A 25,042-nucleotide genomic window follows, 5' to 3' on the forward strand; every position below is an offset into this window, starting at 1 on the left:
GCCGAGCCCGCTCGCACCGATGACCTGGTTGGAGGCCGTGCCCGCGATCGCCGTCGCGATCGTGCTCTTCGTCGTGCCCGGAGCGCCGTTCGCGATCCTGCTCGGACTGCGCGGGGCCGCGGCCCTCGGCGTCGCAGTCGCCGCCTCCGTGGGCATCGTCGGAGCGGCGTCGCTGCTCGCGCCGCTCATCGGGCTCGACTGGGGACTCCTCCCGGTCGGCATCGTGGCGCTCGTCGCCGCGCTCGTGTCCTGGGGCCTGCGCCGCTTCACCGCCCGCGCCGGCTCCGATCCCGGGCGGTGGTCCGAACTGCTCCCGGTCCTCGGCGGCGTCGCGACCGGCGGGGCGCTGATCCTCGCCACGCTGCTGCCCGGGATGGGTTCGCCGCGGCATCCCTCGCAGACCTACGACGCGCTGTTCCACCTCAACGCGATCCGCTGGATCGCCGACACCGCCGACGCCTCGCCGCTGCATATGACCATGACCACGCCGGCGGCGGCATCCGGCTTCTACCCGACCACCTGGCACGCATTCGCGGCACTCGCCATGCAGGCGACCGGTTCGAGCGTCGTCGTCACCGCGAACGCGGTCTCGCTCGCGGTCGCCGCGTTCGTGTGGCCGGTCGCGTGCGCCTTCCTGGTGCGGATGCTGTTCGGCTCGCGTCCGCTCGTCCTCGTGCTGGGCGGTGCGCTGAGCGCCGGCTTCGCCGCGTTCCCGTACCTGCTCGCGTGGTACGGCGTGCTGTACCCGAACTCGCTGGCGGTCGCGCTCGTCCCGGTCGCCCTCGGAGCGCTCGTGGGCCTGCTGCGCGGTGGCCCGCGCCGCCTCGGTCGGGCGGGCGCCGGAACCGCGCCCGATCCGGAGGTCGAGCCCGCGGCACGACCCGCCACCGGGGCGGGCATGACCGCGACGGGCTGGGCGATCGCCGCGGTCATGGCGACGGGCGCCGCCACGATGGCGCACCCCAACGCGCTGTTCTCGGTGTTCGCGCTGAGCGCGCCCCTCGTCGTCAGCGCGGCCGTGCGCGGCCTGCGAGCGCCCTCCCGCGCCTCGCGTCGCGCGCTCATCGTGGTCGGCACCCTCGCGGTGTTCGCGGTCGAGGCCTTCGTGTGGACGCGCTTCGGCACCGGTGACAACGGCTGGCCGTCGGTGCGGCCCTTCTACCTCTCGGTCGCCGAGGCACTGCGCAACAGCCCGCTCGACATCACGGTCGGCTGGGTCTCGACGATCCTCGTCCTCGTCGGCGTCATCGGCGGCCTCCTGCTGCGTCGCACCCCGGTGTGGCTCGTGGTGTCGTGGCTGCTCGCCGCGGTCCTGTTCGGCTTCGCCAACGGATGGCCCGAGGGCCCGCTCCGCACGGCGATCACCGGCCTCTGGTACAACGACGCGTTCCGCCTCGCCGCGCTCGGACCCGTCGTCGCCGTTCCGCTGGCCGCCATCGGACTCGTGCTGGTCCTCGAGTGGGTCGAGCTCGGGCTCCGGCGCCTCGCTCGCGGCCGCGGCGCCGAGCCCTCGAGCGGGCTCGTGCTCGGCGTCGTCGCGCTCGTCGCCGCGATCGCGGTCGTGGGGACCCAGTTCGGCGCCGTCCCGAGCATGCGGGGCGACCTCGAGCGCTCGTTCCGCCTCGACGCGCAGAGCGCGTCCGTGAACCCCGACGAGCTCGAGTTGTTCGGCGACGTCGACCGACTCGTGCCAGAGGATGCCGTGATCGCCGGGAATCCGTGGAACGGCAGCGCGCTCGTCTACGCCTACACGGGCCGACGTGCGCTGTTCCCCCACGTGGGCGGCGCCTACCCGCCCGCGCACCGCGCGATCGCCGAGGGGCTCGCCGACGCGACGCCCGAGGCGTGCGAGGCCGCGCGCGAACTCGGCGTCACCCACGTCATCGACTCCGACGACCGGATGCTGTTCGTCGACGACGCCCGCGCCGAGCTGTATCCCGGCCTGACCGACCTGCCGCGCGACCCCGAGGGCCTCACCTTGGTGGCCGAGCGCGGCGACGCGAGACTGTACGAGGTGACGGGCTGCTGAGTCCCGCCACGACACGAGGAAGAGAGCACACGTTGAAGATCGCCGTCATCGCCCTGGGCAAGATCGGACTGCCGCTGGCCGTGCAGTTCGCGTCGAAGGGCCACGACGTCGTCGGCGTCGACGTCAACCCGCGCACCGTCGAACTCGTCAATGCCGGCACCGAGCCGTTCCCCGGTGAGGCGCACCTGCAGGAGCAGCTGTCCGAGCTCGTGCATGCAGGCCGGCTCCGCGCGACGACCGACTACGCCGACGCGATCCCCGGCGCCGACGCGGTCGTGCTCGTGGTGCCGCTCTTCGTGGACGCCGAGGCCCGCCCCGACTTCGGGTGGATGGATGCCGCGACGCGCTCGCTCGCGGAGCACCTCTCGCCGGGCACGCTCGTCGCCTACGAGACGACGCTCCCCGTCGGCACGACGCGCGGACGCTGGAAGCCCATGCTCGAGGAGGTGTCGGGCCTGGTCGAGGGACGCGACTTCCACCTCGTGTTCTCTCCCGAGCGCGTGCTCACCGGCCGGGTCTTCGAGGACCTGCGCAAGTACCCCAAGCTCGTCGGCGGGCTCTCCGACGAGGGCGCCCGCCGCGCCGTCGAGTTCTACGAGGCCGTGCTCGACTTCGACGAGCGGACCGACCTCCCCCGCGCGAACGGCGTCTGGGACCTCGGGTCGGCCGAGGCGTCCGAGCTCGCGAAGCTCGCCGAGACGACCTACCGCGACGTGAACATCGGCCTCGCGAACCAGTTCGCGCGGTTCGCCCAGAAGTCCGGGGTCGACGTGTACAAGGTCATCGAGGCCTCGAACTCGCAGCCCTACAGCCACATCCACCAGCCGGGCATCGCGGTCGGCGGGCACTGCATCCCGGTCTATCCGCGCCTGTACCTCTGGAACGACCCCGACGCGACCGTCGTCCGCGCGGCGCGCGAGGCGAACCTCGACATGCCCGACTACGCGGTCGGCATGCTCGAGGGCGCATTCGGCGATCTCGCCGGAGCCAGGGTCGTGGTCCTCGGCGCCGCCTACCGCGGTGGCGTCAAGGAGACGGCGTTCTCGGGCGTCTTCGACACGGTGGAGTCGCTCCGCCGTCGCGGCGCCGAGCCGCTCGTGCACGATCCGCTGTACACCGACGAGGAGCTCGCCGGATACGGGTTCGCGCCGTACCGGCTGGGTGAGCCGGTCGACGCGGCGATCGTCCAGGCCGACCACCGCGAGTACCGCGACCTCTCGCCGACCGACCTTCCCGGCGTGCGCGCGTTCATCGACGGGCGCCGTGTGAGCTCCGCCGAGGCGTGGGGCGACGACGTGACCTACCGGGTCATCGGCCGGGCCTGACCCGCGGCGCTCGGGCGGCGGGCTCGTCGCGTCGACCGGCTCGCCGGCCGCGCGCTGCCTCGCGGTAGACGCCCTCGTACGCCGCGGCCCGGGCCTCGGGCCGGAAGCGGTCGCGGATCGCGTCCGCGATGTCGTCGGCGGTGCGGTCGGCCGTGAGCGCCAGGGAGCGCTCGACCGCGTCGGCGTAGGCCGTCGCAGTCCGTTCCGCCACGAGGATGCCGTCGGGCTCGTCGACGAAGTCGCGCTGGCCGCCCGTCGCGCCGACGATGACGGGCCGCCCGCTGAGGAGCGCTTCGGCGATCGAGACGCCGAAGGTCTCGACCGAGGTCGGCATGAGGAAGAGGTCGGCGGCGGCGAGCGCCTCTCGGACGTCGTCCGGCGGGACCTCGCCGACGAACTTCACGGCGTCGTCGACCCCCAGCCGGGCCGAGAGCTCGGCCACCTCGTCGCGCATCGGACCCTCGCCGACCCAGGTGAGCCGTGCGTCGCGCCCGCGGCGATGCAGTTCGGCGACCGTCTCGACGGCGAGATCGGGACCCTTGCGCGGGATGAGCGCGCCCACCGCGACGAGCCGCAGCGGCGCTTCGTGGATCGGGCGTGGCGCGGGGCGCGCGGGCGCGTCCACTACGTCGGGGATGACATCGACCGGCCGTCCGAGATGGGATGACAACTGCTCGGCGAGCGCGCCGCTGACGGCCACCACCGCGTCGGGGCGTCGCATGAGCCGCCGGGTCGCCGCGAGTCCGATCCGCACCGCCGGACCGACGGTCGACGTGTCGAGCAGCGCCGACCAGTGCTCGGTGTGCACCCACGGGATGCGCACGCGGACCGGTGCGAACGGAAGCAGCGCGGACGGCGACATCGTGTGCACCAGGTCGTACCGGCGGAGTCCCGCGCGCAGCGTGCGGGCGGCGCGGAGGACCTGGGCCGGACTCGACGTCGACATCTCCAGGCGGCGGACGCCGGCGGCGACATCCGCGCGGCCGACGGCACCGGGTGGGTGCAGGTGCAGCACGTCGACGTCGTGCGCGTGGCGGAGCAGTTCGACGTCGCGCTCGACGAACACCCCCGAGGTGGGCGCCGCCGCCGAGGGGAACCACGTCGTGACGGCGAGGACCCGCACCCGAGTACGGTAGCACCGGCCCCGCCACGTAGAATCGAGGCCCGTGAAGGTCATCAGCGTCGTCGGTGCACGTCCCCAGTTCGTCAAGCTCGCCCCCATCGCCCACGCGGCCGCCGCCGCGGGCGTCGAGCACGAGATCGTGCACACGGGCCAGCACTACGATCCGATGCTCTCCGACGTGTTCTTCGACGACCTCGGCATCCCGGCGCCGGGCGTGCACCTCGGGGTGGGCTCAGGCAGCCACGGCGTGCAGACCGGGGCCATCCTCGGCGCGCTCGACGCGGTGTTCGAGGAGCATGCACCCGATTGGGTGCTCGTCTACGGCGACACCAACTCGACCCTCGCCGCGGCGCTCAGCGCCGTGAAGCTGCACCTGCCCGTGGCGCACCTCGAGGCCGGGCTGCGCTCGTTCAACCGCCGCATGCCCGAGGAGCACAACCGCGTCCTGACCGACCACGCCGCCGACCTCCTGCTCGCGCCGACGGATGTCGCGGCGCGCCACCTCGCCGATGAGGGGCTCGCCGAGCGCACCGTCGTCGTGGGCGACGTGATGACCGACGTCCTGATGCAGGTGCGGGACGCGCGGGCGGGCCAGCCGGTCGCGCTCATCGACGAGCTCGGCCTGCAGCCGGGCGGTTACTCGGTCGCCACCATCCACCGCGCCGAGAACACCGACGATCCCGAGCGGCTCCGGATGATCGTCGAGTCGCTCGCCGCGATCGACCACCCCGTGGTCCTGCTCGCGCACCCGCGCGTGATCGCGCGCGCCCAGCAGCACGGCATCCATCTCGACGCGGGCTCGCTGGTGTCGCACGCTCCGCTCGCGTACCCCGACCTCGTCGGCGCGGTGCTGTCGTCGCGCGGCGTCGTCACCGACTCGGGCGGCCTCCAGAAGGAGGCGTTCCTGCTCCGCGTGCCCTGCACGACGGTCCGCACCGAGACCGAGTGGGTCGAGACGGTCGAACTGGGCTGGAACGTGCTCGCGAACAGCGGCGACGAGATCCGGCACGCGGTGGCACGACCTGCGCCCGAGGCGACGGATGCCACGCCCTACGGCGACGGTCGCGCCGCCGAGCGCGTCATCGAGGAACTGGTGCGCCGCTCACGCTGAGCCCGGCTGGGCCGCGAGGGCGTCGATCGCGCGACGCCACACGGCGACCTGGGTCGCGCTCGAGAGCTCGTGCGCCGCACCGTCCGAGGCGGCCTTCCACCGCCGGACGGTCTCGGCGTCCATGCGATCGATGGCGTCGGTGAGGTCGGCGACGGCGAACCCCCTCGCCACCGCACCGATGCCGTGGCGCTCGACGATGGCGGCCATCTCGGGCGACGGTCCGATGAGGACGCCGAGCCGCGCCTGCACGTAGTCGAACAGCTTGTTCGGGAGCGCCCAGCGGTTGTTGAAGCTCGTGGGCGGCAGCGCGTGGATCCCGACGTCGTATCCGTTCAGGGTCGCCGACAGCTCGACGTACGGGACGGGCGGATGCAGCGTCACGCGCTCGGAGCGGCGCTCCCGCAGTTCCGCGATGAGGGTCGGGTCGTTCTCGGTGAGGTACAGGTCGAGGGTGACGCGCGAGGATGCCGCCTCCACCGCCTCGACCAGGGCGAGGATGTTGCGGTCGCGCAGGCCGGCCCCGCTGTGCACCAGCCGGATGGGGTCGCCCACCGGGCCGGGCGCCGCCTCCACGTACGGAGCGGCGTTGGTCACCACGCCCGCGTCGACGCCGAACACGCGCCGGTACTCGTCCGCGATGCCCTGTCCGACGGTCGTGACCGAGTCGGCGCGGGTGACGGCGCGCCGCACGAGCCACGTCATGAGCGGACCCAGGAACAGGCGCCAGACGAGCACGTCCTCCTTCTGCTTCGGTGCGTACTCGTGCAGGTCGGCGTGGACGCCCTTCGCGGGCGCGAGCCGGAGTGCGATCGGCACGGTGTCGACATCGTTCGCGAGCACCACGTCGAAGCGGCGGCCGTCGAGCAGCGGCCAGGCGGCGGCCACCGCGGGATTGGTCCAGTAGGCGCGGCGGAAGCGGCGGAGCACGACCGACGGCTTGTCGTACCGCCACGCGGCGGCGTCGTCGGGCAGCCGGACGTGGTCGACGACGCCGTCGGGCCGCTCGCCGTACCCGCAGGTGGTGACGTCGTAGTCGCGCGAGAACTCCTGCACCTGCTTCAGCACGCGGGCGTCGGACCGGATGGCGGAGAACGAGATGATGAGCAGGGACGTGCGGCTCATGCGCGAGCCTCCTCGATGATCCGGCCGACGCAGTCGGCCCAGACGTGCACCTGCGCCTCGGCCGACATGGGCTCGGCCGCGGCATCCGCCGATCGCTTGAATCCCGCGACGGCCTCGCGGTCGAGCGCGTCGAGTGCCCGTGTGAGGGCCTCGGCGCTGAAGTCGTCGAGGACGAGTCCGAGGTCGTGCGTCCGCACGTACTCCGCCATCTCGGCGGACGGCCCGACGACCACCCCGAGGCGCGCCTGGACGTAGTCGAACAGCTTGTTGGGGAGCGCCCACTCGTTGTTGAAGTTGACCGGCGGCAGCACGTGGATGCCGAGGTCGAAGCCATTGAGCGTGCGGATGAGCGAGTCGTAGGGCACAGGATCGTGCAGGACGACGCTCGGCACGCCGTCGGCGCCGGCGCTCTGCTCGGCGAATCGACGGAGTTCCTCGAGGTAGCCGGGATCGTTGGGCGTCAGGTAGAGCTCGAGCGACACCGGGGCGGATGCCGCGGCCACCCCCTCGGCCATGGCCATGATGTTGCGGTTGCGCAGGCACGCTCCGCTGTGCACGATGCGGATGCGGTCGCCGACCGGGGTGGGCTGCAGGTCGGCGTACGGCGCGGCGTTCGTGACGATGCGCGGCGAGAAGCCGAACTGCCGTTCGTACTCGCGCGCGAGCCCGCCGCTGACGGTGGTCCAGGAGGCCGCGCGGGTGGCGTAGCGACGGGCGACCCATTCGTGGAACGGCCGGATCCGGCGGTTCCAGGCCTCGTGCTCCTCGTGCAGGCGAGGCGTGTACTCGTGCAGGTCGGCGTGAACGCGCGTCCCTCCGGCGAGCCGCACGGCCACGGGAACGGCCTCGAGGTCGTTCGCGAGCACCGCATCGAACCGCCGTCCCGCGAGTGCGTCGCCGGCCCAGGCCACGGCCGGGATGGACCACAGGGCACGCCGGTACCAGTGCAGCGTGATCAGCCGGCCGTTCAGGTCGTGCGCGGGGCGGTCGTCGGGGATCCGGACGTGCTCGACGACGCCCTCCGGCGGCGGACCGTATCCGCACGTCGTGACCGCGTAGCGGTCGCGGAAGAGGCGCACCTGCTTCAGCACGCGCGCGTCCCCTGCGATCGACGAGAACGACAGGATGAGCAGCTGTGGTTTCGACATCGTTCCTTCCTCGGCCGCTCGCGCGGCGGGTGTTGCGCTCAACGGGGCCATCCGACGTACCGGAGCATGCGTCGCAGGTCGCTCTCGCGGTCGAGGGCCCGCCACGGGGAGCGGGTCAGCAGGCGATCTGCCCGATGCGCCGCGTCGTGGCGGCGCACCGCCTCGACGACTGCGCCCTCGGGCGCCGAAGCGAGGACCGCGTCGAGCACCGCGCGATCGCGCCGGGACATCGGCGCGAGCGCGTCGGGGGCCAGACGGAGCCCGGCGGCCAGGAGGCCGCGGTAGGCCTCGAGGTCGCCGTCGGCGAACGCACCCGCCCGGGCGCGACGCAGGACGGCGCCCATGAGGTGGATGCGGACCGTCTTCACGACGAGCGCCTGGCGACGAGGACGCGGCAGCGCCGCGACCCAGGGCTCCGCGAACAGGTCGCGGTACGGGCGGACCTCGTCCTCGACGTCCATGGGGGCGGCGGTCACGCGGTCCACCGCGTCGGCCCCGATGACGTAGCCGGGGTCGGCCGGGTGGAAGTCGATGCGCTCCGCGAGGTTCCAGAGCCGGGCCGAGAAGCCCGCATCCTCCCCGCTGCGCAGCCCGGGCGCGAACTGGAGGCCCAGCTCCCCGACGAGCGGGCGCTGGATGAGCGCGAGCGGTGCCGTCCGGTAGGCCAGTCGGTCCTTGACGGGGTCGAGGCGACGGTGACGGGCTCGCCGGCTGAGGGGGTTGGCCATCGGAGGCCCGTCCTGGTGGCGCAGCGGATAGAGCAGGACCTGCGGAGCGTCGGCGCGAAGGCGGCCCACGAGCGCGTCCACCGCGCCGGGGTCGAACGAGTCGTCCGACCCCATCACGCCGACCCAGGGCGCCTCGGCGAGTGCGAGGCCGTGGTTGAACGGACCGGCGGGGCTTCGGATGCCGTCGTGGAGCTCGAGCCAGCGCACGTCGGCGTCGGCGAACCGCTCGGCCGTCTCGCCGAAGGCGGTCGCCGGAAGGTTGTGGCACACGACCGTCACGCGGACGGGCGGCGCATCCGCCCGGGCGCCCGGCGCGCCGACGATCGACTCGATCGCCCGGCCGACCGGTCGACGTGCATCGTGCACCGCGATCACGACCTCCGCGATGGGAGTACCGGCCCTCACCCGCCAGACCTCACGGAGCACACGCGACGATCCTAGCCGACGAGCGCGCGGCGTCATGTCGGCCCGCGCGCCGTCGATCAGCCGATGAGCTCCATCGCCTGCCATCCGGTGCCGACGTCGCGCGCCGACAGCCAGCCGCCTCGTCCATTCCCCGGGTACAGGCGCAGCACGCCATCGGACGTGCGCGCGAGCACGTCGGATCGGAGGTCGCCGTCGAAGTCACCGGGGCTGCCGAGCCAGGTCATGCTCTGCCAGCCGTTGCCGACGAGGCGCGCCGCGTTGTAGCCGCCCGCACCGTTGCCGGGGTAGAGCCGCAGGTCGCCCGTGGGGGTGACGGCGAGCAGGTCGGGTCGCGCGTCGCCGTCGAAGTCACCAGGGCTGAAGACGCGACGCATGTCCTTCCAGCCCTGCCCGATCGCCGCGGGCGCGCCGAATCCGCCCTTGCCGTCGCCGGGGTAGCGCCAGAGCACGCCGGCCGCGTCGGTCGCGACGAGGTCCCAGTCGCGATCGCCATCGAGGTCGCCGGCGCCCACGATCGCGGTGAAGCCGCTCCATCCGTTGCCGGCCTTGACCCGTGCGCCGAACCCGCCGACTGCGTCGCTCGGGTAGCGCCAGAGGTCGCCCGCCGCGTCGCGTGCGAGGACGTCGCGGAGCCCGTCGCGGTTGAAGTCCCCGGCGCCCAGCACCAGGTTCAGGCCCTTCCAGTCACCCGGAGCCGTGCGACGGGGCAGCCAGCCGCCCGAGCCGTTGCCGGGATAGATCCAGGTGCCGACCCCGGTGTCCTGCGCGAGCAGGTCGCGCGCCCCGTCACCGGTCAGGTCGCCCATGCCCGTGGCCAGCGCGACGGAGGCGACCGCCTCCGCGCCGGGACCCGCCATCATCTTCATGCCGCTCCAGCCGGTGCCCACGATGCGCGGGGTCCTCCATCCGCCCGAGCCGTTGCCGGGATAGAGGCGGAGCGTCCCGGCGGCGTCCCGGGCGAGCACGTCCTCCGCGCCGTCCCCGTCGAAGTCGCCCGGCGTGAGGATCCGGTCGAACGCCGTCCAGCCCGTGCCGATGCGCGACGCCCCCGACCAGCCCGCGCGACCGTTTCCGCCGTACAGCCACAGGCCGCCGACGGAGTCGCGCGCGAGCACGTCGGTGCGTCCGTTCCGGTCGAAGTCGAGACCGCCGACGAGCGCGGTGAAGGGGCCCCAGCCGACCCCCACCGTGCGCGGGGCGGCGAAGACGCCGGCCCCGTTGTTCGCGTGCAGTCGCAGGTTCCCGGCGGCGTCGCGCGTGAAGACGTCCTGGTCGCCGTCCCGATCGAAGTCGCCCGCGGAGAGCAGGGCGGTGATCTGCCCGTACCCGGTGCCGGCCGCGAGGCGCGGCACGAAGCGACCGGACCCGTCGGTCGGGTAGATCCAGAGCGCACCCTCGCCGTCCACGGCGAGCACATCTCGGTGACTGTCGCCGGTCACGTCGCCGACGCCCTCGACGAAGCGCATGCCGCCCCATCCGACGCCCGCCTTGAACCGCGGACCCCAGCCTCCGCGCCCCGTGCCGGGGTAGAGCCAGAACGCGCCGGCGCCGTCGACCGCGTACACGAGCGGGATCTCGTCGGAGGCCACGGAGGTCGGTGCGGCCGGGGCGCTCGTGGCTCCGAACCAGTCGGTGAACATCCGCCAGAAGTTGCGGTTGCCGTAACTCGAGCACGAGTCGCCCGTGCCGTACAGGTTCGCGAGCGCCGCGGCGTTGGGGCGGTAGGGGGTGTAGATGTAGAGCCCCGCGGTGGCCTGGTTCTGGATGTACACCTGGGACGAGCCGCATCCGGTGTTCGGATGCCACAGGATCGTGTTGTAGCGGCCGGCCTGGTACGCGCGGATCGTCGGGTTCGCCCGGTACTTCTTGAACTGCCACGCGGCGTTGTACACCTGGTTGAAGAAGCCGTAGTACAGCGTGTCGCAATCGGCGGTGTCCGGGCATCCGTACCCCGTGGCCGAGCGGAACTGCCGGGTCGACGGCGTGGAGTCCGAGATGAGCCCCTGCTCCTTCTCGATGAGCACGATGAGCGCACGCGGATTGATGCCGCACGCGCGGGCGACCTTGTAGATGATGAGCGCGGCGGACTCGCTGGACTGGCCGGTGTAGGCGGTGCACCCCTCGCTCCGTGCGGGCTGGCTCGTCGTCGCCTGCGCGTAGTTCTTCAGGCAGACGTAGCCGCTCGCGCACGACGGCACGCGCGCATCGAGGAAGGCCTGGATCTGCGCCACCGTCATGGTCGAGCTGTCGTAGAACACCTGGTCGCTGATGATCATGCCCGGATTGAAGTCCTTCGGATCCGCCGCGACCGCCTGCTCGGCCGATCCGCCGGCCGCGGTGACGGCGCCGGCGACCAGCGCGACGACCGCTGCCGCCGCCGCCCAGAACCGTCGAACCGAACGCATCACCACTCCCGCCGCGCCTCCCGCGCCGGGCGGGACACGCGCCACATGCTACGGGCGCACCGCTCGTGCGGGCGCCCGCTCGTCCCGGCGCGTCGTGTTACCGTCGGACGCCCGGGATCGACGCCGACGGGGCCCGATCAGGCGTGGTCGACGCTCGAGCCGCGCGCGATGAGGCGCCGGTAGGCGCGGCGGCGGATGGGCTCGGGCACGAATCGGTAGGTGCCGCGAACCGCCACGTTCCGCACGTACTGGGTACGCGACGTGAAGCCGATGCGCCGGAGTGCGCGTTGCAGCTGGAGTTCGCTGCGCCACTGCGCGACACCGCCGCGACGGGCGTACGCGCCCTCTCCGACGCGGTACATGACGAGGGGCTCGGCGAGGTTCCCGACGCGCGCGCCGGTGTGGATCATGCGCGCGAAGAGCCAGTAGTCCTCCATGAGGCCGAGCGGCTGGTATCCGCCCGCGCGCTCGACCGCCGTGCGGCGGTAGACGACCGTCGGATGGCTGAACGGGTCGTGGAACCGGGCGTACCGCTCGATCTCGGCCTGCTCGGTCCGAGGCACGCGCCGGCCCACGATGGAGCCGTCGTCGTCGAGGAACTCGAGCATGCCGGTCCCGACGAGGTCGAGTCCGCCCTCGATCAGCGGCACCTGCGCGGCGAATCGCTCGGGCAGCGAGATGTCGTCGGCGTCCATGCGGGCGACGATGTCGTGCTCGCTCAAGGCGAGTCCCTCGGCGAGCGCTCCGGCCAGCCCGGCGTTCTGCGCGATGCGGTGATGACGCACCGGAACGGGCGACTTGGCGATCGCGCCCTCGATGGCGCCTTCGAGTCCGGGCGACACCGGCCCGTCCTGGACGAGCACGACCTGCGCGGGCGGGCGCGTCTGGGCCATGACGGACGATGAGAACGCCTTGTCGAAGTGCACCGGGTGATCGCCGCGGTACACCGCCATCAGCAGGGCGAACGGCTCGCTCACGCCGGCTCCACCGCTCTCACGGCATCGCTCGCGCGGCCGAGGTCGGCCAGTGCGTCGGAGTTCGGCCGCGGGCGGAACCTCGTGCCGTCGCGCCATCCGCGTCGCCAGCCGTCGGCCAGCGTGGCCCGGTCGTGCGAGCGGACGACCGTGCGGAGCCATCGCAACGCGCTCGAGCCGCCGTAGAGCACCTTCTCCCACCACGCGAGGCTCCGCGAGCGGCGGAACATCCACAGCTTGTTGCGGACCTCGTAGTAGAACCGCTCCCCCGGGTCGGTGTCGGTCGACCCGAGCACGCGGGTCTTGTGCACGACGACCGAGGCCGGCACGTGCAGCCCACGTCGGCCCCGCAGCGCGCGCGTGGAGTACTCGAAGTCGTCGTTCCAGATGAAGTAGTCGGCGATCGGCAGTCCGACCGCTCGCACGACGTCGGCACGCACGAGCATCGAGACGAACGAGGTGCTCCGGATGGGGACGGCTCGCCCGGACGCGGCCTGGCGCCGCTCGCCCGCGCTCGCGAACGGCTTCGGCCGGGGCGTGTTCATGGGGTGCTCGCTGCCGTCGAACCACTCGACCCGCGAACCGGCGACCGCGACGTCGGTGCCGGAGACGGCGTCGAGCAGGGCGCGCAGCGCCGACGGGGTGGGGACGGTGTCGTCGTCCATGAGCCAGATCCAGTCGGGATCGTGGTCGGCCAGCGCGACCGCCATGCCGGCGGCGAACCCGCCCGCGCCCCCGGTGTTCCGGGGCAGTTCGACCAGGTCGACGAGTTCGCCGGCCGCTCGAGCGACCTCGGCCGAGCCGTCGGTCGACGCGTTGTCGACGACCACGATCCGCGCGACGGGCGAGTCCTGGGCGATGAGGGCCTCGAGGACCTCCGAGAGGAGGTCGCGTCGGTTGTACGCGACGACGACCGCGACGACGCGGGCTGGCGGGGAAGTCGGACTCATCGGCTCTCGGACTCGGCGGGAACGGGACCCATCCATCTTGCCCTGTCCGGAGCCGCCCGGCTGTCCACAGCCCGCGCGATCCCGACCTCGCCGACGGGCCGCCGGGTACAGTTGACGAGCCGTCCGAGCCGCCGAGCCGCATCAGAAGGAGGGGCATGCCCACCACGCTCCGCGTGATCGTCGACCAGGTCGTCGCCCCCGTCCCGGGCCCGATCGGCCGGTACGCCGAGGCCCTCACCCAGGCGCTCATCGCCACCGCGCCGCGCGGCTGCGACGTCGAGGGCATCGTGTCGAGCTCGCTGCCGACCGACTACGAGCGCATCGAGGCGATGTTCCCCGGCCTCGCCGGGCTCTACAAGTCGAGCCTCGCCCGGCGCGAGTTGGCCGCCGCGTGGCAGTTCGGCCTCACGACCTCGCCCGGCGGCGGAATGATCCACGCGCCGTCGCTGTTCGCGCCGCTGCGCCGTCACGACCGCACGACGCCCGGCGAGCAGATCGTGGTGACCGTGCATGACCTGCTCGCCTGGACGCACCCCGACTCGCTGACCTCGGCGACCGTCGCGTGGCAGAAGGCCATGCTCAAGCGCGCCCGCCGGCACGCCGATGCCGTGGTCGTGCCCACGCATGCGCTCGCCGAGCGGCTCTCCTCGATCGTCGACCTGGGCGACCGGGTCCGCGTGATCGGAACCGCGCCTCGCCTGGGGCTCGAGCGCCCGCCCGAGGTGCTCGTGCGCTCGAGCGCGATCGAGCTCGGCCTGCCCGACGACTACCTCGTGGTCGAGGGCTCCCTCGAGCCGCGCAAGGGCGTCGGCGACCTGCTCGCCGCGCTCGGCCGCCCCGGCGTGCCCGACCTGCAGCTCGTCGTGCTCGGTCCCGAGAGCTGGGGCGAACTGCACCTCGCGACGGTCGCCGAGGAGGCCGGGGTCGCGCCCGAGCGCGTCCACGCGATCGAGCCGCGCGATGCGGCCCAGCTCGCGAGCGTGCTGGCCGGCGCCGTGGCGTTCGTGGCGCCGAGTCACGACGAGGGTGATGGCACGTCGATCATCGAAGCCATGAGCATCGGCGTCCCGGTCGTGCACTCGGATACGCCGGCGTACGTCGAGGTCGCGGCCGACGCCGGGATCGCGGTTCCCGTCGGCGTGGGCGGCGGCTACGTCGATCGGCTCGCCGCCGCCATCACCGCCGTCGTCGAGCACCGCGATGTCGCCGAGCGCCTCTCGATCGCCGGATCCGATCGTGCGCGCGCCTTCAGCTGGCGCGACTCCGCCGAGCGCGTCTGGCAGCTGCACGCCGACCTGTAGCGGCGAGCCGCCGTGCCGCGCGTCGGTCGCGACGCGCGGTCGCGTCAGCCCGCGGGTTCCTCGGTCGCCGGCGGCGCGACGGCCTGCGCGACGAGCGAGTGCACGAGCTCCCAGTCGGGCTCCATGGGATCGACGCCGGTCTCGGGGACGAGCTCGACCGTCGTGATCGGCTGCTCCCTCGTCTTCATCGCGAGGTCGACGAAGTAGCCGAGCATCGACTGCGGGATGTCGGTGCGAACCGTCTCCTCGCCCGCCTGGGCGACGTCCTGGAACTTGGTCAGCACGTTCGCGGGCGTGAACTGCCGCAGGATGGCCTCCTGAAGGACGCGCTGGCGCGCCATCCGCGCATAGTCGCCGCCCGCGACCCCGTACCGCGCTCGGCCGTACCAGAGCGCGTGATAGCCGTCCAGCTTCTGGAGCCCGGGCTCGATCCATCCGTCGACGTTGTTGTTGTCCTCGTCGCCGCCGATCGGGATGCGGGTCTCGACGTCGATCTCGACGCCGCCGAGCGCGTTCACGAGCTGCTCGAAGCCCTGCATGTCGATGAGCACGAAGTACTGGATCGGCAGGCCGGTGACGCCCTCGGCGGCATCCATCATCGCGTCGATGCCGGGCTCGCTGCCGCGAGCGGTCGCGTCGGGGTACAGTTCGGGGCTCTTGAGCTCGACCTCCGTGTAGATCGAGTTGAGGTGGCACGTGTCGACGTTGCACCCGTCGATCGATCCGTAGCCCTCGGGGTACATGGCGGCGAGCGGCGAGTGGTCGGGGAACGGCACGTCCTCGAGATCGCGCGGCAGGCCGACCATGACGGCGCTGCCGGTCTCGGCGTCGATGCTCACGACGGTCATGCTGTCGGGTCGCATGCCCTCGCGATCCGGACCGGAGTCGCCGCCGAGCAGCAGGATGTTGTAGCGGCCGTCGACGGGCGGCTCGCTCGGGCCGGCCGCGAACACCGACGAGAGGAAGCCGCTGGCGGTGGTCGCGACGTACGCGCCGTAGGCGGCCGTGCCCGACACGAGCACGAGCGCGACCGTCGTGAACGCGGCGATGCCCGCGCGCGCCGACGGCGCGGCCTTCACGAGCCGCACCAGGCGGAGCGTGTCGAGGGTGAGCACCACCCACAGCCCCGCGTAGAACACGAGCCCGATCGCGATGATCCACAGCGCGATGCTGTTCGACGCGATCGTGTAGATGATCGTCGGTGCGACGAAGTACGCGACCACGCCGAGGACGACGAGGGCCCAGAGCGTGAGGGTCGCGCCGAGCCCGAACCGGCCCAGCCGGCGATCGCCGGCGAGCACCTGCGCCGAACCGGGGATGAGCAGGTTGAGCACGACGAGCCACCATCCGCGCCGCGTCATGAGCGGCCGGGACTTGGTGTCCGGGTACCGGATGGGGCTTGCGGCGAGGGTCATCGGGTGGACTTCAGTCGCTCGTTCTTCTCCTCGACCAGCGCCGCGAGCGACGCGGCGTAGTCGGCCAGCGCGTCGCGGAGCGAGTCGTCGGAGGTGGCCAGGATCTTCACGGCGATCAGGCCGGCGTTCTTCGCGCCGCCGATCGAGACCGTCGCGACGGGCACGCCGGCCGGCATCTGCACGATCGAGAGCAGCGAGTCGAGTCCGTCGAGCCGCGAGAGCGGCACGGGCACCCCGACGACCGGCAGGGTCGTGACCGAGGCGAGCATGCCCGGCAGGTGGGCGGCGCCGCCGGCGCCGGCGATGATGACCCGGATGCCGCGGCCCGCGGCCTCCTTGCCGTACGCGATCATCTTCTCGGGCGTGCGGTGCGCCGACACCACCTCGACCTCGTGCGGAACGCCGAACTCGTCGAGGAGCTCGGATGCCTCGCGCATCACGTTCCAGTCGGAGTCGGAGCCCATGACGACGCCGACGAGCGGGGTGGGGTTGCCTGCGATCACCCGATAGATATTAGGGCTGGCGACTGGAAGAAGTCGGAGGGCGCTCCGTCAGTCCTGGAGGGCCTTCGCCGCGGCCCGGGCCTCGTACACGGCCTCGTCGAGATCGGGCCCGACCGCCGTGACGTGTCCGACCTTGCGGCCGGGGCGCGGCGCCTTGCCGTAGTTGTGGATCTTGACGGTCGGATGACCGGCGAGCGCGTCGGCGTAGCGGTCGGTGAGCGTGCCCTCGGGAGGCCCGCCCAGCAGGTTCACCATCACCGACCAGTCGTCGTGGCATCCGGTGCCGCCGAGCGGCAGGTCGAGCACCGCCCGCAGGTGCTGCTCGAACTGGCCGGTGGTGCAGCCGTCCATGGTCCAGTGGCCGGAGTTGTGCGGACGCATGGCCAGCTCGTTGACGAGCACGCGGTCGTCGCTCGTCTCGAACAGCTCGACGGCGAGCACGCCGGTCACGCCGAGCCCCTCGGCGACGGCGATCGCGACGTCGGCCGCGACATCGGCCAGGCGGCCGGCCGAGCTCGGGGCGGGCGCGATGACCTCGCTGCACACTCCGCCGACCTGCACGGTCTCGACGAGCGGCCAGGCGACCACCTCGCCGGACGGGCGGCGTGCGACCAGCTGCGCGAGCTCGCGCCGGAAGTCGACGAGCTCCTCGGCCAGCAGCGCGCCATCGCGGCCGTCCTCGCCGGCGGCCGCGAACCACTCCGCGACCTCGGCGGCGCTGCGCACGACTCGCACGCCCTTGCCGTCGTACCCGCCGCGCGGGGTCTTCACGACCGCGGCGCCGGCGTGGTCGGCGATGAACGCGTCGAGCTCGTCGGGCGTGGTCACGCGCGCCCAGTCGGGCACCGGCTGGCCGAGCTCCGAGAGCCGCGCGCGCATGAGCAGCTTGTCCTGCGCGTAGCGGAGCGCGTCGGGGCCGGGATGCACGGGGACGCCGGCATCAACGAGCGTGCGCAGCACGTCCTGCGGGACGTGCTCGTGGTCGAACGTCACGACGTCGACCCCACGCGCGAAGGCGAGCACGGTCGCAGCGTCGGTGTAGTCGCCGACCCGGTCGGCCGCGAGCGATGCGGCCATGCCGTCGCCCTCGGCGAGCACCCGGAGCTCGACGCCGAGCTCGATCGCCGCTGGGATCATCATCCGTGCCAACTGCCCTGCGCCGATCACTCCGACTCGCACCGGTCCGAACCGTCCGTTCCCGCGACGCCCGGTGCGCCGCGACACCCCAGTCTACGGCGGGGTCGCGGCTAGGATCGGGGGATGCCCGGCACGCTGCGCTCGCTCGCGACGCGCGCGTGGCACGGGTTCCTGGCGTATCTCGTGAAGTTCGGCGTCGTCGGTCTCATCGGCTTCGTGATCGACATCGCGCTGTTCAACGCGCTGCGGGTCGGCGTGTTCGGCGAGGGCACGTGGGCCCAGTCCGCGATCGGCGCCAAGACCATCTCGACGACCGTCGCGATCGTGTTCAACTGGCTGGGCAACCGCTACTGGACGTTCCGGCGGCACCGTCGTCGGCACGCGCTGCGGGAGTTCGCCGAGTACGCGATCGTGTCGGTCGGCGGCATGGCGATCGCACTGCTGTGCCTGTGGATCAGCCATCACGTGCTCGGACTCACGAGCCTGCTCGCCGACAACATCTCGACCAACGTCGTGGGCCTGGCCCTCGGCACGGCGTTCCGCTTCGTCCTCTACCGGTACTGGGTGTTCGGCCACCACCGCACCGACGGCCTGTCGAACCGCGCCCGGGTCGAGGAGGCGCAGCGTGCGCTGTTCGAGGAGCCGCCGCTCGAGCCGGCGCCCCTCGAGGGGTCCGGCCATTCCGGCGAGGCCTTCGGCGCGAGCGAGGGGCGCGCCGGCGAGCGAGGCTCCGACTACTCGGCGCCGCCGAGGAACCAGGGCGGGTAGACCGCCACGCGGACCTTCGCGCCGACGGCCTGCAGCGCGGCGCGGACACGGTCGCGCACGCGATCGTTCGCGACCGCGATGAGCGCGATGCGCTCGATCGGCACGCTCCCGCGCACGAGCACCTCGGCGGCGCGCAGGCCAGCGCCCTCGTCGGCGAAGGTGACGCGCGCGATGGCGCGTTCGGCGTCGGGCCACGTCGCGGCGATCGCGGCGCCGCCGAGCGCGGCATCCGTCTCGCTGACGGCCACCTCGCCCGGCGAATGGAGCCGGGCGCCCGCCGCGGCCGCGACCGAGGTCACGAGCAGCACGTGGTCGGCGGCCGGCCGGCGCACCGCCTCGGCGGTGAGGCGCGGGTCGGGCGTCCCGGTGCGGATCGCGTCCCACACGTGCGCGTCGGTCGAGAGCAGGAACGGGACGTACTCGGCCACGTGCGCGCCCGTGTCGCCGACGCTCGTCGACCGACGGTAGGCGCGGGCGGCCGGGTCGGCGACGTCGACGACCGGCGACGCCGGCGGGTCGCCCGCGTCGGCGAGGAGCGCGCCCGCCCCGAGGATGCGGCCGAGGTTCTCGATGTGGGTCACGTGGTAGAGCCGGGCCTTCCCGGCGTCGAGCGGCGGTGCCGACGCACCGGCGAGGCGGGGCGACCGAGCGGATGCCGCGGGGCGCGACGCCCGCGTCGAGCCGCCGCCGCGCGCCGCGGCGGGACCCGTCCCGGCCGCACGCGTCGCACGGGTGCGCGCCGCTCGAGCGGGGGCCTCGGGCTCAGGCGGTGGGGAGCAGATCGCGCAGAGACCCTCGTCGAACCCGTGGATGCATTCCTCGCCCAAAGTGGTGGTGCCTTTCTCGCCCGGCCCGCGGGGAGCGCGCGCCGCCCGACTACAGTACGCGCTCCGGCTGGCTGCCTCGCACGAGCGGGTGGGGCGGAACCGTCAGCGGCCGCCCCAGGCGAAGGTGTCGCCCTCCATCGGGGTGGGCGGGCCGAGCGCCGACGGCCCGAGCGCGGGTCCGCCGAGTGCGTGGGACTCCGCCATGAGCTCGTGCAGCGCCGCCTGCACGGCGAGCGGGTCCGGAAGGTCCTTGAGCACGATGGGCACCTCGTGCCCGGTCTCGAGTCGCACGTCTCCCGAGCCGATGAGCCGCTGCATCCACGATCGGCTGATCTGCACGTCGTAGCCGCGCCGGTGCCAGAGCTCGCGGCGCACGCGGACGAAGAGCCCGCGGCGCACGATGACGCGCCGGGTCGTGACGGTGGCGCGCGAGGCGAGCCACGCCAGGTACGGCACCGCGCAGCCGACCACCGCGACGAGCGCGGCGGCGACCAGTGCCGCGAGCTGCGGCCAACCTTCGAGCGCGGGGACGAGATACGCCGTCGCGCCGGCGGTCGCGATGAGTAGGAGGGCCGGCAGCGCGAGCACGCGGCCGTGACGCCGCAGCCGCGCCACGACGCGTTCGTCGGCCCCTGCCACGGGTCCCGTGCGCGCGTCCGCCATACGGCCCATTAATACCGCAGGTGCGTGACGTCTCCTGCGGCGACAGCCTGCGGCTCGCCGTTCTCGCGGTCCCGCACGACGAGGCGGCCGTCGTCGTCGAGGCGCTCGGCGACGCCGACCAGCTCACCGCCCCCCGGCAGCTCGACGCGCACCTCGTGCCCGAGCGTGCCGCACACGGCGGCCACGCGCTCGGCCACGCCGCTCGCCGACGGGTCGCCGCCGGACGCGATGAAGCGGTCGACGAGGTCGAGCAGGCGCGAGAGGTACCCGCTCAGCACGGCATCGGCGTCGGGTCGGCGTCCGGTCGCGAGCAGCAGCGACGTCGAGGTGAGCGTGGGCAGGTCGTGCTCGTCGAGCGTCAGGTTGAGTCCCGCGCCGATCACGACGGCGTCCTCGGCGACGAGCTCGGAGAGGATGCCGCACGCCTTGTACCCGGACACGAGCACGTCGTTGGGCCACTTGAGCTCGACGTCGACGCCCCCGGTGCCGTCGTCCTCGCCGCCGCGGTCGGCGGATGCCGCGGCGACCGCATCGCGCACGGTCTCGGTCATGGCGACCCCGGCGATGAGTGGCAGCCAGCCGAACGCATCGGCGGGCAGCCGTGTGGCCCGTCCGGCGCCGGGTCCTGCCGCCGCGGCGGGCCGGAGCAGGACCGAGATGGCGAGCGTCTTGCCGGTGGGTGCGAGCCAGGTGCGGCCGAGCCGCCCGCGACCACGGGTCTGGTCGTCGGTCACGACGACGGCGCCGTGCGGCCACCCCGCGGCATCCGGCCCCGTCGCCGCCTCGCGGAGGACGTCGTTGGTGGACCCCGCCGTCTCGAGCCACTCGAACCTCGGCACGACCGCGCGCGATCGCTCCCACTCCATGCCCGACCTCCCTCGTCGGGTTCAGGCTAGTGTCCGTGCGTCGGGTCGGCGTGGCGATCACCACCACCCGGCCGTGCCTTTTTGTGGGAATCCCTCAACGAACCGGCCCGTATGGGCGCCGGTAGAGTGAACCGCGTGACCGAATCGACGACCGACGGCCCCGACCTCTCCACCACCGCGGGCAAGCTCGCCGACCTCAAGCAGCGCTATCACGAGGCCGTGACCGCCTCCGGCGAGGCGGCCATCGAGAAGCAGCACGCCAAGGGCAAGATGACCGCTCGCGAGCGCATCGCCGAGCTGCTCGACCCCGGTTCGTTCGTCGAGCTCGACGAGTTCGTGCGCCACCGCACGCACGCCTTCGGCATGGACCGGAAGCGCCCCTACGGCGACGCGGTGGTCACCGGCACCGGCACGATCCACGGCCGCCAGGTCGCGGTCTACTCGCAGGACTTCACGATCTTCGGCGGATCCCTCGGCGAGGTCGCGGGCGAGAAGATCATCAAGGTCATGGAGCTCGCCCTCAAGACCGGGGTGCCCATCATCGGCATCCTCGACTCGGGCGGCGCGCGCATCCAGGAGGGCGTCGTCGCGCTCGGCAAGTATGGCGAGATCTTCCGCCGCAACACCGCGGCCTCGGGCGTGATCCCCCAGATCTCGATCGTCTGCGGCCCCGCCGCCGGCGGCGCGGTGTACTCCCCCGCGCTCACCGACTTCGTGATCATGGTCGACAAGACCAGCCAGATGTTCGTGACCGGCCCCGACGTGATCAAGACCGTCACCGGCGAAGACGTCGGCATGGAGGAGCTCGGCGGCGCGCTGACGCACAACACGGTGTCGGGCGTCGCGCACTACCTCGCGAGCGACGAGTCCGACGCGCTCGACTACGCGCGCACGCTGGTGTCGTTCCTCCCCGACAACAACATGTCCGAGGCGCCCGTGTACGACGCCGACGTCGAGCTCGAGGTGACCGACGACGACCGGCGCCTCAACACGGTCATCCCCGACTCGCCCAACCAGCCGTACGACATGCACTCGATCATCGAGGGCATCGTCGACCACGGCGACTTCCTCGAGGTGCAACCGCTGTTCGCGCCGAACATCGTCGTCGGCTTCGCGCGCGTCGAGGGCCGCTCGGTCGGCATCATCGCCAACCAGCCGAGCCAGATGGCGGGCACGCTGAACATCGCGGCGGGCGAGAAGGCCTCGCGCTTCGTGCGATTCTGCGACGCGTTCTCGATCCCGATCCTCACCCTGGTCGACGTGCCCGGCTACCTCCCCGGCACCGACCAGGAGTGGACCGGCGTGATCCGCCGGGGCGCGAAGCTGCTCTACGCCTACGCCGAGGCGACCGTGCCGCTCGTGACGGTCATCACCCGCAAGGCGTACGGCGGCGCGTACATCGTCATGGGCTCGAAGCAGCTCGGCGCCGACATCAACCTGGCCTGGCCGACCGCCGAGATCGCCGTCATGGGCGGCCAGGGCGCGGTGAACATCCTGTACCGCGGCGAGATCAAGCGCGCCGAAGAGGCCGGCGAGGATGTCGCGGCCGTCCGGACGCGGCTGGCCAACGAGTACACGTACAACGTCGCCTCCCCGTTCCTCGCCGCCGAGCGCGGCGAGCTCGACGGCGTCATCGAGCCCGCGGCGACGCGCGTGTCGGTGACCAAGGCGCTCCGGGCGCTGCGTACCAAGCGCGCGAGCCTGCCGCCCAAGAAGCACGGCAACATCCCGCTCTAGGAGGCCTCGTCATGACCACCGCATCGGGCGACGCCGGCGAGGCCGCGTCGTCGATCGACCTGAAGTTCCTCACGCGCGACGTGTCGGCCGAGGAGGCCGCGGCCGTGACCGCCGTCATCGTCGCCGCCGTCGGCGAAGTGCAGGCCGCACCCCCGCCGCCCGGGCGCAGCGAATGGGCCCACCTGCGCGGCGCGGTGCGTCCCCACGTCGAGGTCGGCCCGCGGCGATGGGCCATGTCCGTCCGCTGATCCGGGTGTGTCCCCCGAGTGGGGCGCGTCGCGCGGCCGGGTCCGCATGATGTCCCCCTCGTTGTCCCCCGAAATGCTGACTTCGCAGACGCGCCCCGATCCGTACCATGGACGTACGGGCTCCTCAGGAGGCCGTCTCGTCACCGGCTGGGTAACCGGTGGCGCTCTGGGGGCGAGTCAGGGCGATATTCGGGTTGTCGCCGTGACTCGGGCTTGCTGGGGGGTCGGTAGGGGCCGACCCCCCGCTTCCATGTCCGGACCCGTTCACGCGGCACGAGCGCCTCACCCGGCTCGCGGGATCTCCATCCAGAGGTCGACCTCGGCGTCCTCCGACTGAGCGACCTCGTCCTCGCCGCCGCCCCGCAGCCCGACCACGGTGACCGCGACGGGCGAGCCCTCGGCCGCCGTGCGGGCGATGAGGCGGTCGGCGCGCGTGGCGTCCAGCGCATCGGCGAGCTGCGAGAGCACGCGGTCGCGCGACGCCTCGTCGAGGTCGTCGATGCCGCCCTCGTCGAGCAGCGTGACCGTCGCACCGCGGTCGCGCGCGCGCTTGACCGCCTGTCGCACGGCGTCGGTCAGCAGCATCCGCCCTCGGATCTCGTCGCGGATCGCCGCCTCGAGCGTGCGGCACTCCCGCCGTTCGGCATCGGTGAGCGAGTGGTCCTCGTCGGCGATCCGCCTGAGCATGGGCGCGGCGAGCCGTTGGGTGTGCGCGAGGCGCATCCGCCCCTCGAAGAGGTGCGCGTCCTGGGCCGCCTGCCAGGCGGCCGCCTCGCGCTCGGCCTGCGCATACCGCCGCGTCGCGCGCGCCGCGCCGGCGAGCGCCGCGGAGAGCATGTGCGCGATCGCCACCCAGACGATGCTGCCGATGACTCCCAGTTCGCCGAGCGCGAGCGGCCCGGCCCACACGACGGTCTGCACGGCGAGCGCGATGACCCCGAGCCAGGCGGCCACCAGCTGACGACGGGCCGCGGTGATGGTCATCAGCGTTCCCACTGCGGCCACGTACCAGGTCGCGTAGCCGTTGTCGTTGTTCGGATCCAGCTGGCTCGTGACCAGCATGGGCAGCACGATGCTGACGGCGAGGTTGAGCGCCGCGAGCCAGTCGGGCATGCGCGCCCGGCGGACCGGCCACAGGCTGAGTGCGGTGGCGACCGCGTAGAGCGCGAGCGCCACGAGCGCCGGCCACGGCGAGTCGGGCACGGTGAGCGAGATGACGCCGAGCACCACGTGGTACGCGGAGAACAGCGCGGCGAGCACGAGGAGCAGCCAACGAGGGACCGAGATCACGATCGGCCCCCGTCCAGCCCGGCGGGCCAGGCGAGCGTCACTCGCGTGCCTCGGCCCGGGGCGGAGTCGATGCGGGCCGAGCCGCCCGCGTTCGCCATCCGCTCCTCGATCGACACGCGCAGGCCGAGCCGGCTCAACGGCACCTCGGCCGGCTCGAAGCCCGAGCCGTTGTCCACGACCTCGATCACGCATCCGCCCGCGCCGACGCCGCGGATCTCGAGCTCGCGCCGCACCCGGCCGATCGGGCCGTCGGCGTGCTGGACGCTGTTGACCATCGCCTGCACCGCGGCGGACGAGAGTGCGTCGACCGCCTCCACGGGGAGCTCGACCCCGCTCGTGTCGGTCACGCGCACGATGAACGGCGCGGAGAAGCCCGTGACCGCCGAGCGCAGGCGACGGGCGAGCACCGAGAGATCGGCTCGATCGGCGACGCCGGGCACCTCGACGGCGGCCTCGTCGAGACGTCGCACGGCATCCGCGGCCATGCGCGACGCGAGCTGGCGCTCCGCGGGCGTGTTCGCAGCGGCGGCGGACAGCAGGGTGGTCAGCACGCTGTCGTGCACCAGCGCATCGACCTTCACGCGCTCCATCTCGTTCGCGTGCTGCCTCGCGGCCATGTCGTAGCGCTGCAACGCGCCCTCCTGCGCCGCGTCGACTGCCTCGGCGGCTTGGCGCAGCATGGTGATGATGACCAGCACGACGATGCCGAGGATCACCGCGTAGAGCGTGTCGAGGACGGCGCGCACGGGCTCGTCGGCCGCGCCACCGGACGGGCTCAACCGCACGACGCCGTAGAGGGCGGGCACCGCGACCGTATAGGCGGCCGCGGGCGCCACGGGCACGGCGATCACCGACGCGGTCGTCGCCACGGTGCACAGGTAGTACAGCCACGGCGTCTCGCCATCCATGGCCGCGGTGTCGACGACGAGCACAGGGCCAGGCGATC

22 protein-coding genes are annotated in these 25,042 nt (G+C 72.9%); 7 read left to right on the forward strand and 15 right to left on the reverse strand.

Going from position 1 to position 25,042, the window contains the following annotated elements:
• The first annotated feature begins 19 nt into the window (after positions 1–19).
• Together BLT99_RS08885 and BLT99_RS08890 are read left to right on the forward strand one after the other, a co-directional pair.
• Positions 20–2,029, forward strand: coding sequence for a DUF6541 family protein (locus BLT99_RS08885; RefSeq protein ID WP_133988574.1), 2,010 nt, complete (start codon positions 20–22; stop codon positions 2,027–2,029).
• 32 nt (positions 2,030–2,061) lie between these two features.
• Positions 2,062–3,354, forward strand: a complete 1,293-nt coding sequence (locus BLT99_RS08890) for a nucleotide sugar dehydrogenase (protein WP_092671190.1) — start codon at positions 2,062–2,064, stop codon at positions 3,352–3,354.
• Here the strand turns inward: BLT99_RS08890 and BLT99_RS08895 are convergent.
• Entirely contained in the window at positions 3,338–4,477 is a 1,140-nt protein-coding gene (locus tag BLT99_RS08895; RefSeq protein ID WP_166670936.1) for a glycosyltransferase family 4 protein, read from the reverse strand. The two genes, BLT99_RS08890 and BLT99_RS08895, sit on opposite strands and share 17 nt — an antisense overlap.
• Positions 4,478–4,520: 43 nt before the next feature.
• Between BLT99_RS08895 and wecB the strand changes: the two genes are divergently transcribed.
• Positions 4,521–5,588: a non-hydrolyzing UDP-N-acetylglucosamine 2-epimerase gene (gene wecB, locus BLT99_RS08900; protein WP_092671196.1), complete on the forward strand. Its 1,068-nt coding sequence runs from the start codon at positions 4,521–4,523 to the stop codon at positions 5,586–5,588.
• Here wecB and BLT99_RS08905 read toward each other — a convergent pair.
• From BLT99_RS08905 to BLT99_RS08930, 6 genes are all read right to left on the reverse strand, one after another.
• Positions 5,580–6,710 (reverse strand): glycosyltransferase, encoded by a 1,131-nt coding sequence (locus BLT99_RS08905; protein ID WP_092671200.1) that lies wholly within the window; start codon positions 6,708–6,710, stop codon positions 5,580–5,582. The two genes, wecB and BLT99_RS08905, sit on opposite strands and share 9 nt — an antisense overlap.
• Positions 6,707–7,858 (reverse strand): glycosyltransferase family protein, encoded by a 1,152-nt coding sequence (locus BLT99_RS08910; RefSeq protein ID WP_092671203.1) that lies wholly within the window; start codon positions 7,856–7,858, stop codon positions 6,707–6,709. Before BLT99_RS08910 ends, BLT99_RS08905 begins: the two co-directional genes overlap by 4 nt.
• 38 nt (positions 7,859–7,896) lie before the next feature.
• A complete protein-coding gene (locus tag BLT99_RS08915; protein WP_166670937.1) occupies positions 7,897–9,012 on the reverse strand; it encodes a glycosyltransferase family A protein in 1,116 nt (371 codons plus the stop codon).
• Between the two features lie 56 nt (positions 9,013–9,068).
• Positions 9,069–11,417: an FG-GAP repeat domain-containing protein gene (locus BLT99_RS08920; protein ID WP_133988575.1), complete on the reverse strand. Its 2,349-nt coding sequence runs from the start codon at positions 11,415–11,417 to the stop codon at positions 9,069–9,071.
• A 137-nt stretch (positions 11,418–11,554) separates the two neighbouring features.
• Positions 11,555–12,394: a glycosyltransferase gene (locus tag BLT99_RS08925; protein WP_229724743.1), complete on the reverse strand. Its 840-nt coding sequence runs from the start codon at positions 12,392–12,394 to the stop codon at positions 11,555–11,557.
• On the reverse strand, positions 12,391–13,341 hold the full coding sequence (locus tag BLT99_RS08930; protein WP_092671215.1) for a glycosyltransferase: 951 nt from the start codon (positions 13,339–13,341) through the stop codon (positions 12,391–12,393). The genes BLT99_RS08925 and BLT99_RS08930 overlap by 4 nt, the downstream gene beginning before the upstream one ends.
• Before the next feature lie 155 nt (positions 13,342–13,496).
• Between BLT99_RS08930 and BLT99_RS08935 the strand changes: the two genes are divergently transcribed.
• Positions 13,497–14,642, forward strand: a complete 1,146-nt coding sequence (locus tag BLT99_RS08935) for a glycosyltransferase family 4 protein (RefSeq protein ID WP_092671218.1) — start codon at positions 13,497–13,499, stop codon at positions 14,640–14,642.
• A gap of 44 nt (positions 14,643–14,686) precedes the next feature.
• Here the strand turns inward: BLT99_RS08935 and BLT99_RS08940 are convergent, their stop codons facing one another.
• The 3 genes from BLT99_RS08940 to BLT99_RS08950 all read right to left on the reverse strand — a co-directional run bounded on the left by BLT99_RS08940 (position 14,687) and on the right by BLT99_RS08950 (position 17,727).
• Complete coding sequence (locus tag BLT99_RS08940; protein WP_092671221.1) at positions 14,687–16,057, reverse strand: LCP family protein; 1,371 nt, start codon at positions 16,055–16,057, stop codon at positions 14,687–14,689.
• On the reverse strand, positions 16,054–16,521 hold the full coding sequence (purE, locus tag BLT99_RS08945) for a 5-(carboxyamino)imidazole ribonucleotide mutase (protein WP_092675942.1): 468 nt from the start codon (positions 16,519–16,521) through the stop codon (positions 16,054–16,056). Before purE ends, BLT99_RS08940 begins: the two co-directional genes overlap by 4 nt.
• A gap of 87 nt (positions 16,522–16,608) precedes the next feature.
• Positions 16,609–17,727 (reverse strand): 5-(carboxyamino)imidazole ribonucleotide synthase, encoded by a 1,119-nt coding sequence (locus tag BLT99_RS08950; RefSeq protein WP_092675945.1) that lies wholly within the window; start codon positions 17,725–17,727, stop codon positions 16,609–16,611.
• 93 nt (positions 17,728–17,820) lie between these two features.
• Between BLT99_RS08950 and BLT99_RS08955 the strand changes: the two genes are divergently transcribed.
• On the forward strand, positions 17,821–18,465 hold the full coding sequence (locus BLT99_RS08955) for a GtrA family protein (protein WP_092671224.1): 645 nt from the start codon (positions 17,821–17,823) through the stop codon (positions 18,463–18,465).
• Here BLT99_RS08955 and BLT99_RS08960 read toward each other — a convergent pair.
• From BLT99_RS08960 to BLT99_RS08970, 3 genes are all read right to left on the reverse strand, one after another.
• A complete protein-coding gene (locus BLT99_RS08960; RefSeq protein ID WP_157674965.1) occupies positions 18,432–19,046 on the reverse strand; it encodes a DarT ssDNA thymidine ADP-ribosyltransferase family protein in 615 nt (204 codons plus the stop codon). The genes BLT99_RS08955 and BLT99_RS08960 overlap by 34 nt on opposite strands.
• Positions 19,047–19,394: 348 nt before the next feature.
• A complete protein-coding gene (locus tag BLT99_RS08965; protein ID WP_157674966.1) occupies positions 19,395–19,955 on the reverse strand; it encodes a PH domain-containing protein in 561 nt (186 codons plus the stop codon).
• 8 nt (positions 19,956–19,963) lie between these two features.
• On the reverse strand, positions 19,964–20,821 hold the full coding sequence (locus BLT99_RS08970) for a biotin--[acetyl-CoA-carboxylase] ligase (protein WP_092671233.1): 858 nt from the start codon (positions 20,819–20,821) through the stop codon (positions 19,964–19,966).
• Between the two features lie 111 nt (positions 20,822–20,932).
• On the opposite strand from BLT99_RS08970, the gene BLT99_RS08975 reads away from it, so the two are divergent.
• Both BLT99_RS08975 and BLT99_RS08980 read left to right on the forward strand, forming a co-directional pair.
• Entirely contained in the window at positions 20,933–22,558 is a 1,626-nt protein-coding gene (locus tag BLT99_RS08975; RefSeq protein WP_092671236.1) for an acyl-CoA carboxylase subunit beta, read from the forward strand.
• Between the two features lie 11 nt (positions 22,559–22,569).
• Positions 22,570–22,806 (forward strand): acyl-CoA carboxylase epsilon subunit, encoded by a 237-nt coding sequence (locus BLT99_RS08980; protein ID WP_092671239.1) that lies wholly within the window; start codon positions 22,570–22,572, stop codon positions 22,804–22,806.
• 282 nt (positions 22,807–23,088) lie between these two features.
• On the opposite strand, the gene BLT99_RS08985 is transcribed toward BLT99_RS08980, so the two are convergent.
• Together BLT99_RS08985 and BLT99_RS08990 are read right to left on the reverse strand one after the other, a co-directional pair.
• Positions 23,089–24,096 (reverse strand): hypothetical protein, encoded by a 1,008-nt coding sequence (locus tag BLT99_RS08985; RefSeq protein WP_092671242.1) that lies wholly within the window; start codon positions 24,094–24,096, stop codon positions 23,089–23,091.
• Positions 24,093–25,028 (reverse strand): sensor histidine kinase, encoded by a 936-nt coding sequence (locus BLT99_RS08990; protein WP_092671245.1) that lies wholly within the window; start codon positions 25,026–25,028, stop codon positions 24,093–24,095. Before BLT99_RS08990 ends, BLT99_RS08985 begins: the two co-directional genes overlap by 4 nt.
• Positions 25,029–25,042: the final 14 nt, after the last annotated feature.

This window comes from Agromyces flavus (assembly GCF_900104685.1).
GTDB classification, from domain to species: Bacteria; Actinomycetota; Actinomycetes; order Actinomycetales; family Microbacteriaceae; genus Agromyces; species Agromyces flavus.

Bases quoted from the DNA above. Each gene is read 5' to 3' on its own strand.
- BLT99_RS08885 (WP_133988574.1), top strand. From the start codon at position 20: ATGACCTGGTTGGAGGCCGTGCCCGCGATCGCCGTCGCGATCGTGCTC.
- BLT99_RS08905 (WP_092671200.1), bottom strand. From the start codon at position 6,710: ATGAGCCGCACGTCCCTGCTCATCATCTCGTTCTCCGCCATCCGGTCC.
- BLT99_RS08910 (WP_092671203.1), bottom strand. From the start codon at position 7,858: ATGTCGAAACCACAGCTGCTCATCCTGTCGTTCTCGTCGATCGCAGGG.
- BLT99_RS08920 (WP_133988575.1), bottom strand. From the start codon at position 11,417: ATGCGTTCGGTTCGACGGTTCTGGGCGGCGGCGGCAGCGGTCGTCGCG.
- BLT99_RS08930 (WP_092671215.1), bottom strand. From the start codon at position 13,341: ATGAGTCCGACTTCCCCGCCAGCCCGCGTCGTCGCGGTCGTCGTCGCG.
- BLT99_RS08935 (WP_092671218.1), top strand. From the start codon at position 13,497: ATGCCCACCACGCTCCGCGTGATCGTCGACCAGGTCGTCGCCCCCGTC.
- BLT99_RS08940 (WP_092671221.1), bottom strand. From the start codon at position 16,057: ATGACCCTCGCCGCAAGCCCCATCCGGTACCCGGACACCAAGTCCCGG.
- purE (WP_092675942.1), bottom strand. From the start codon at position 16,521: ATGGGCTCCGACTCCGACTGGAACGTGATGCGCGAGGCATCCGAGCTC.
- BLT99_RS08955 (WP_092671224.1), top strand. From the start codon at position 17,821: ATGCCCGGCACGCTGCGCTCGCTCGCGACGCGCGCGTGGCACGGGTTC.
- BLT99_RS08965 (WP_157674966.1), bottom strand. From the start codon at position 19,955: ATGGCGGACGCGCGCACGGGACCCGTGGCAGGGGCCGACGAACGCGTC.
- BLT99_RS08970 (WP_092671233.1), bottom strand. From the start codon at position 20,821: ATGGAGTGGGAGCGATCGCGCGCGGTCGTGCCGAGGTTCGAGTGGCTC.
- BLT99_RS08975 (WP_092671236.1), top strand. From the start codon at position 20,933: ATGGGCGCCGGTAGAGTGAACCGCGTGACCGAATCGACGACCGACGGC.
- BLT99_RS08980 (WP_092671239.1), top strand. From the start codon at position 22,570: ATGACCACCGCATCGGGCGACGCCGGCGAGGCCGCGTCGTCGATCGAC.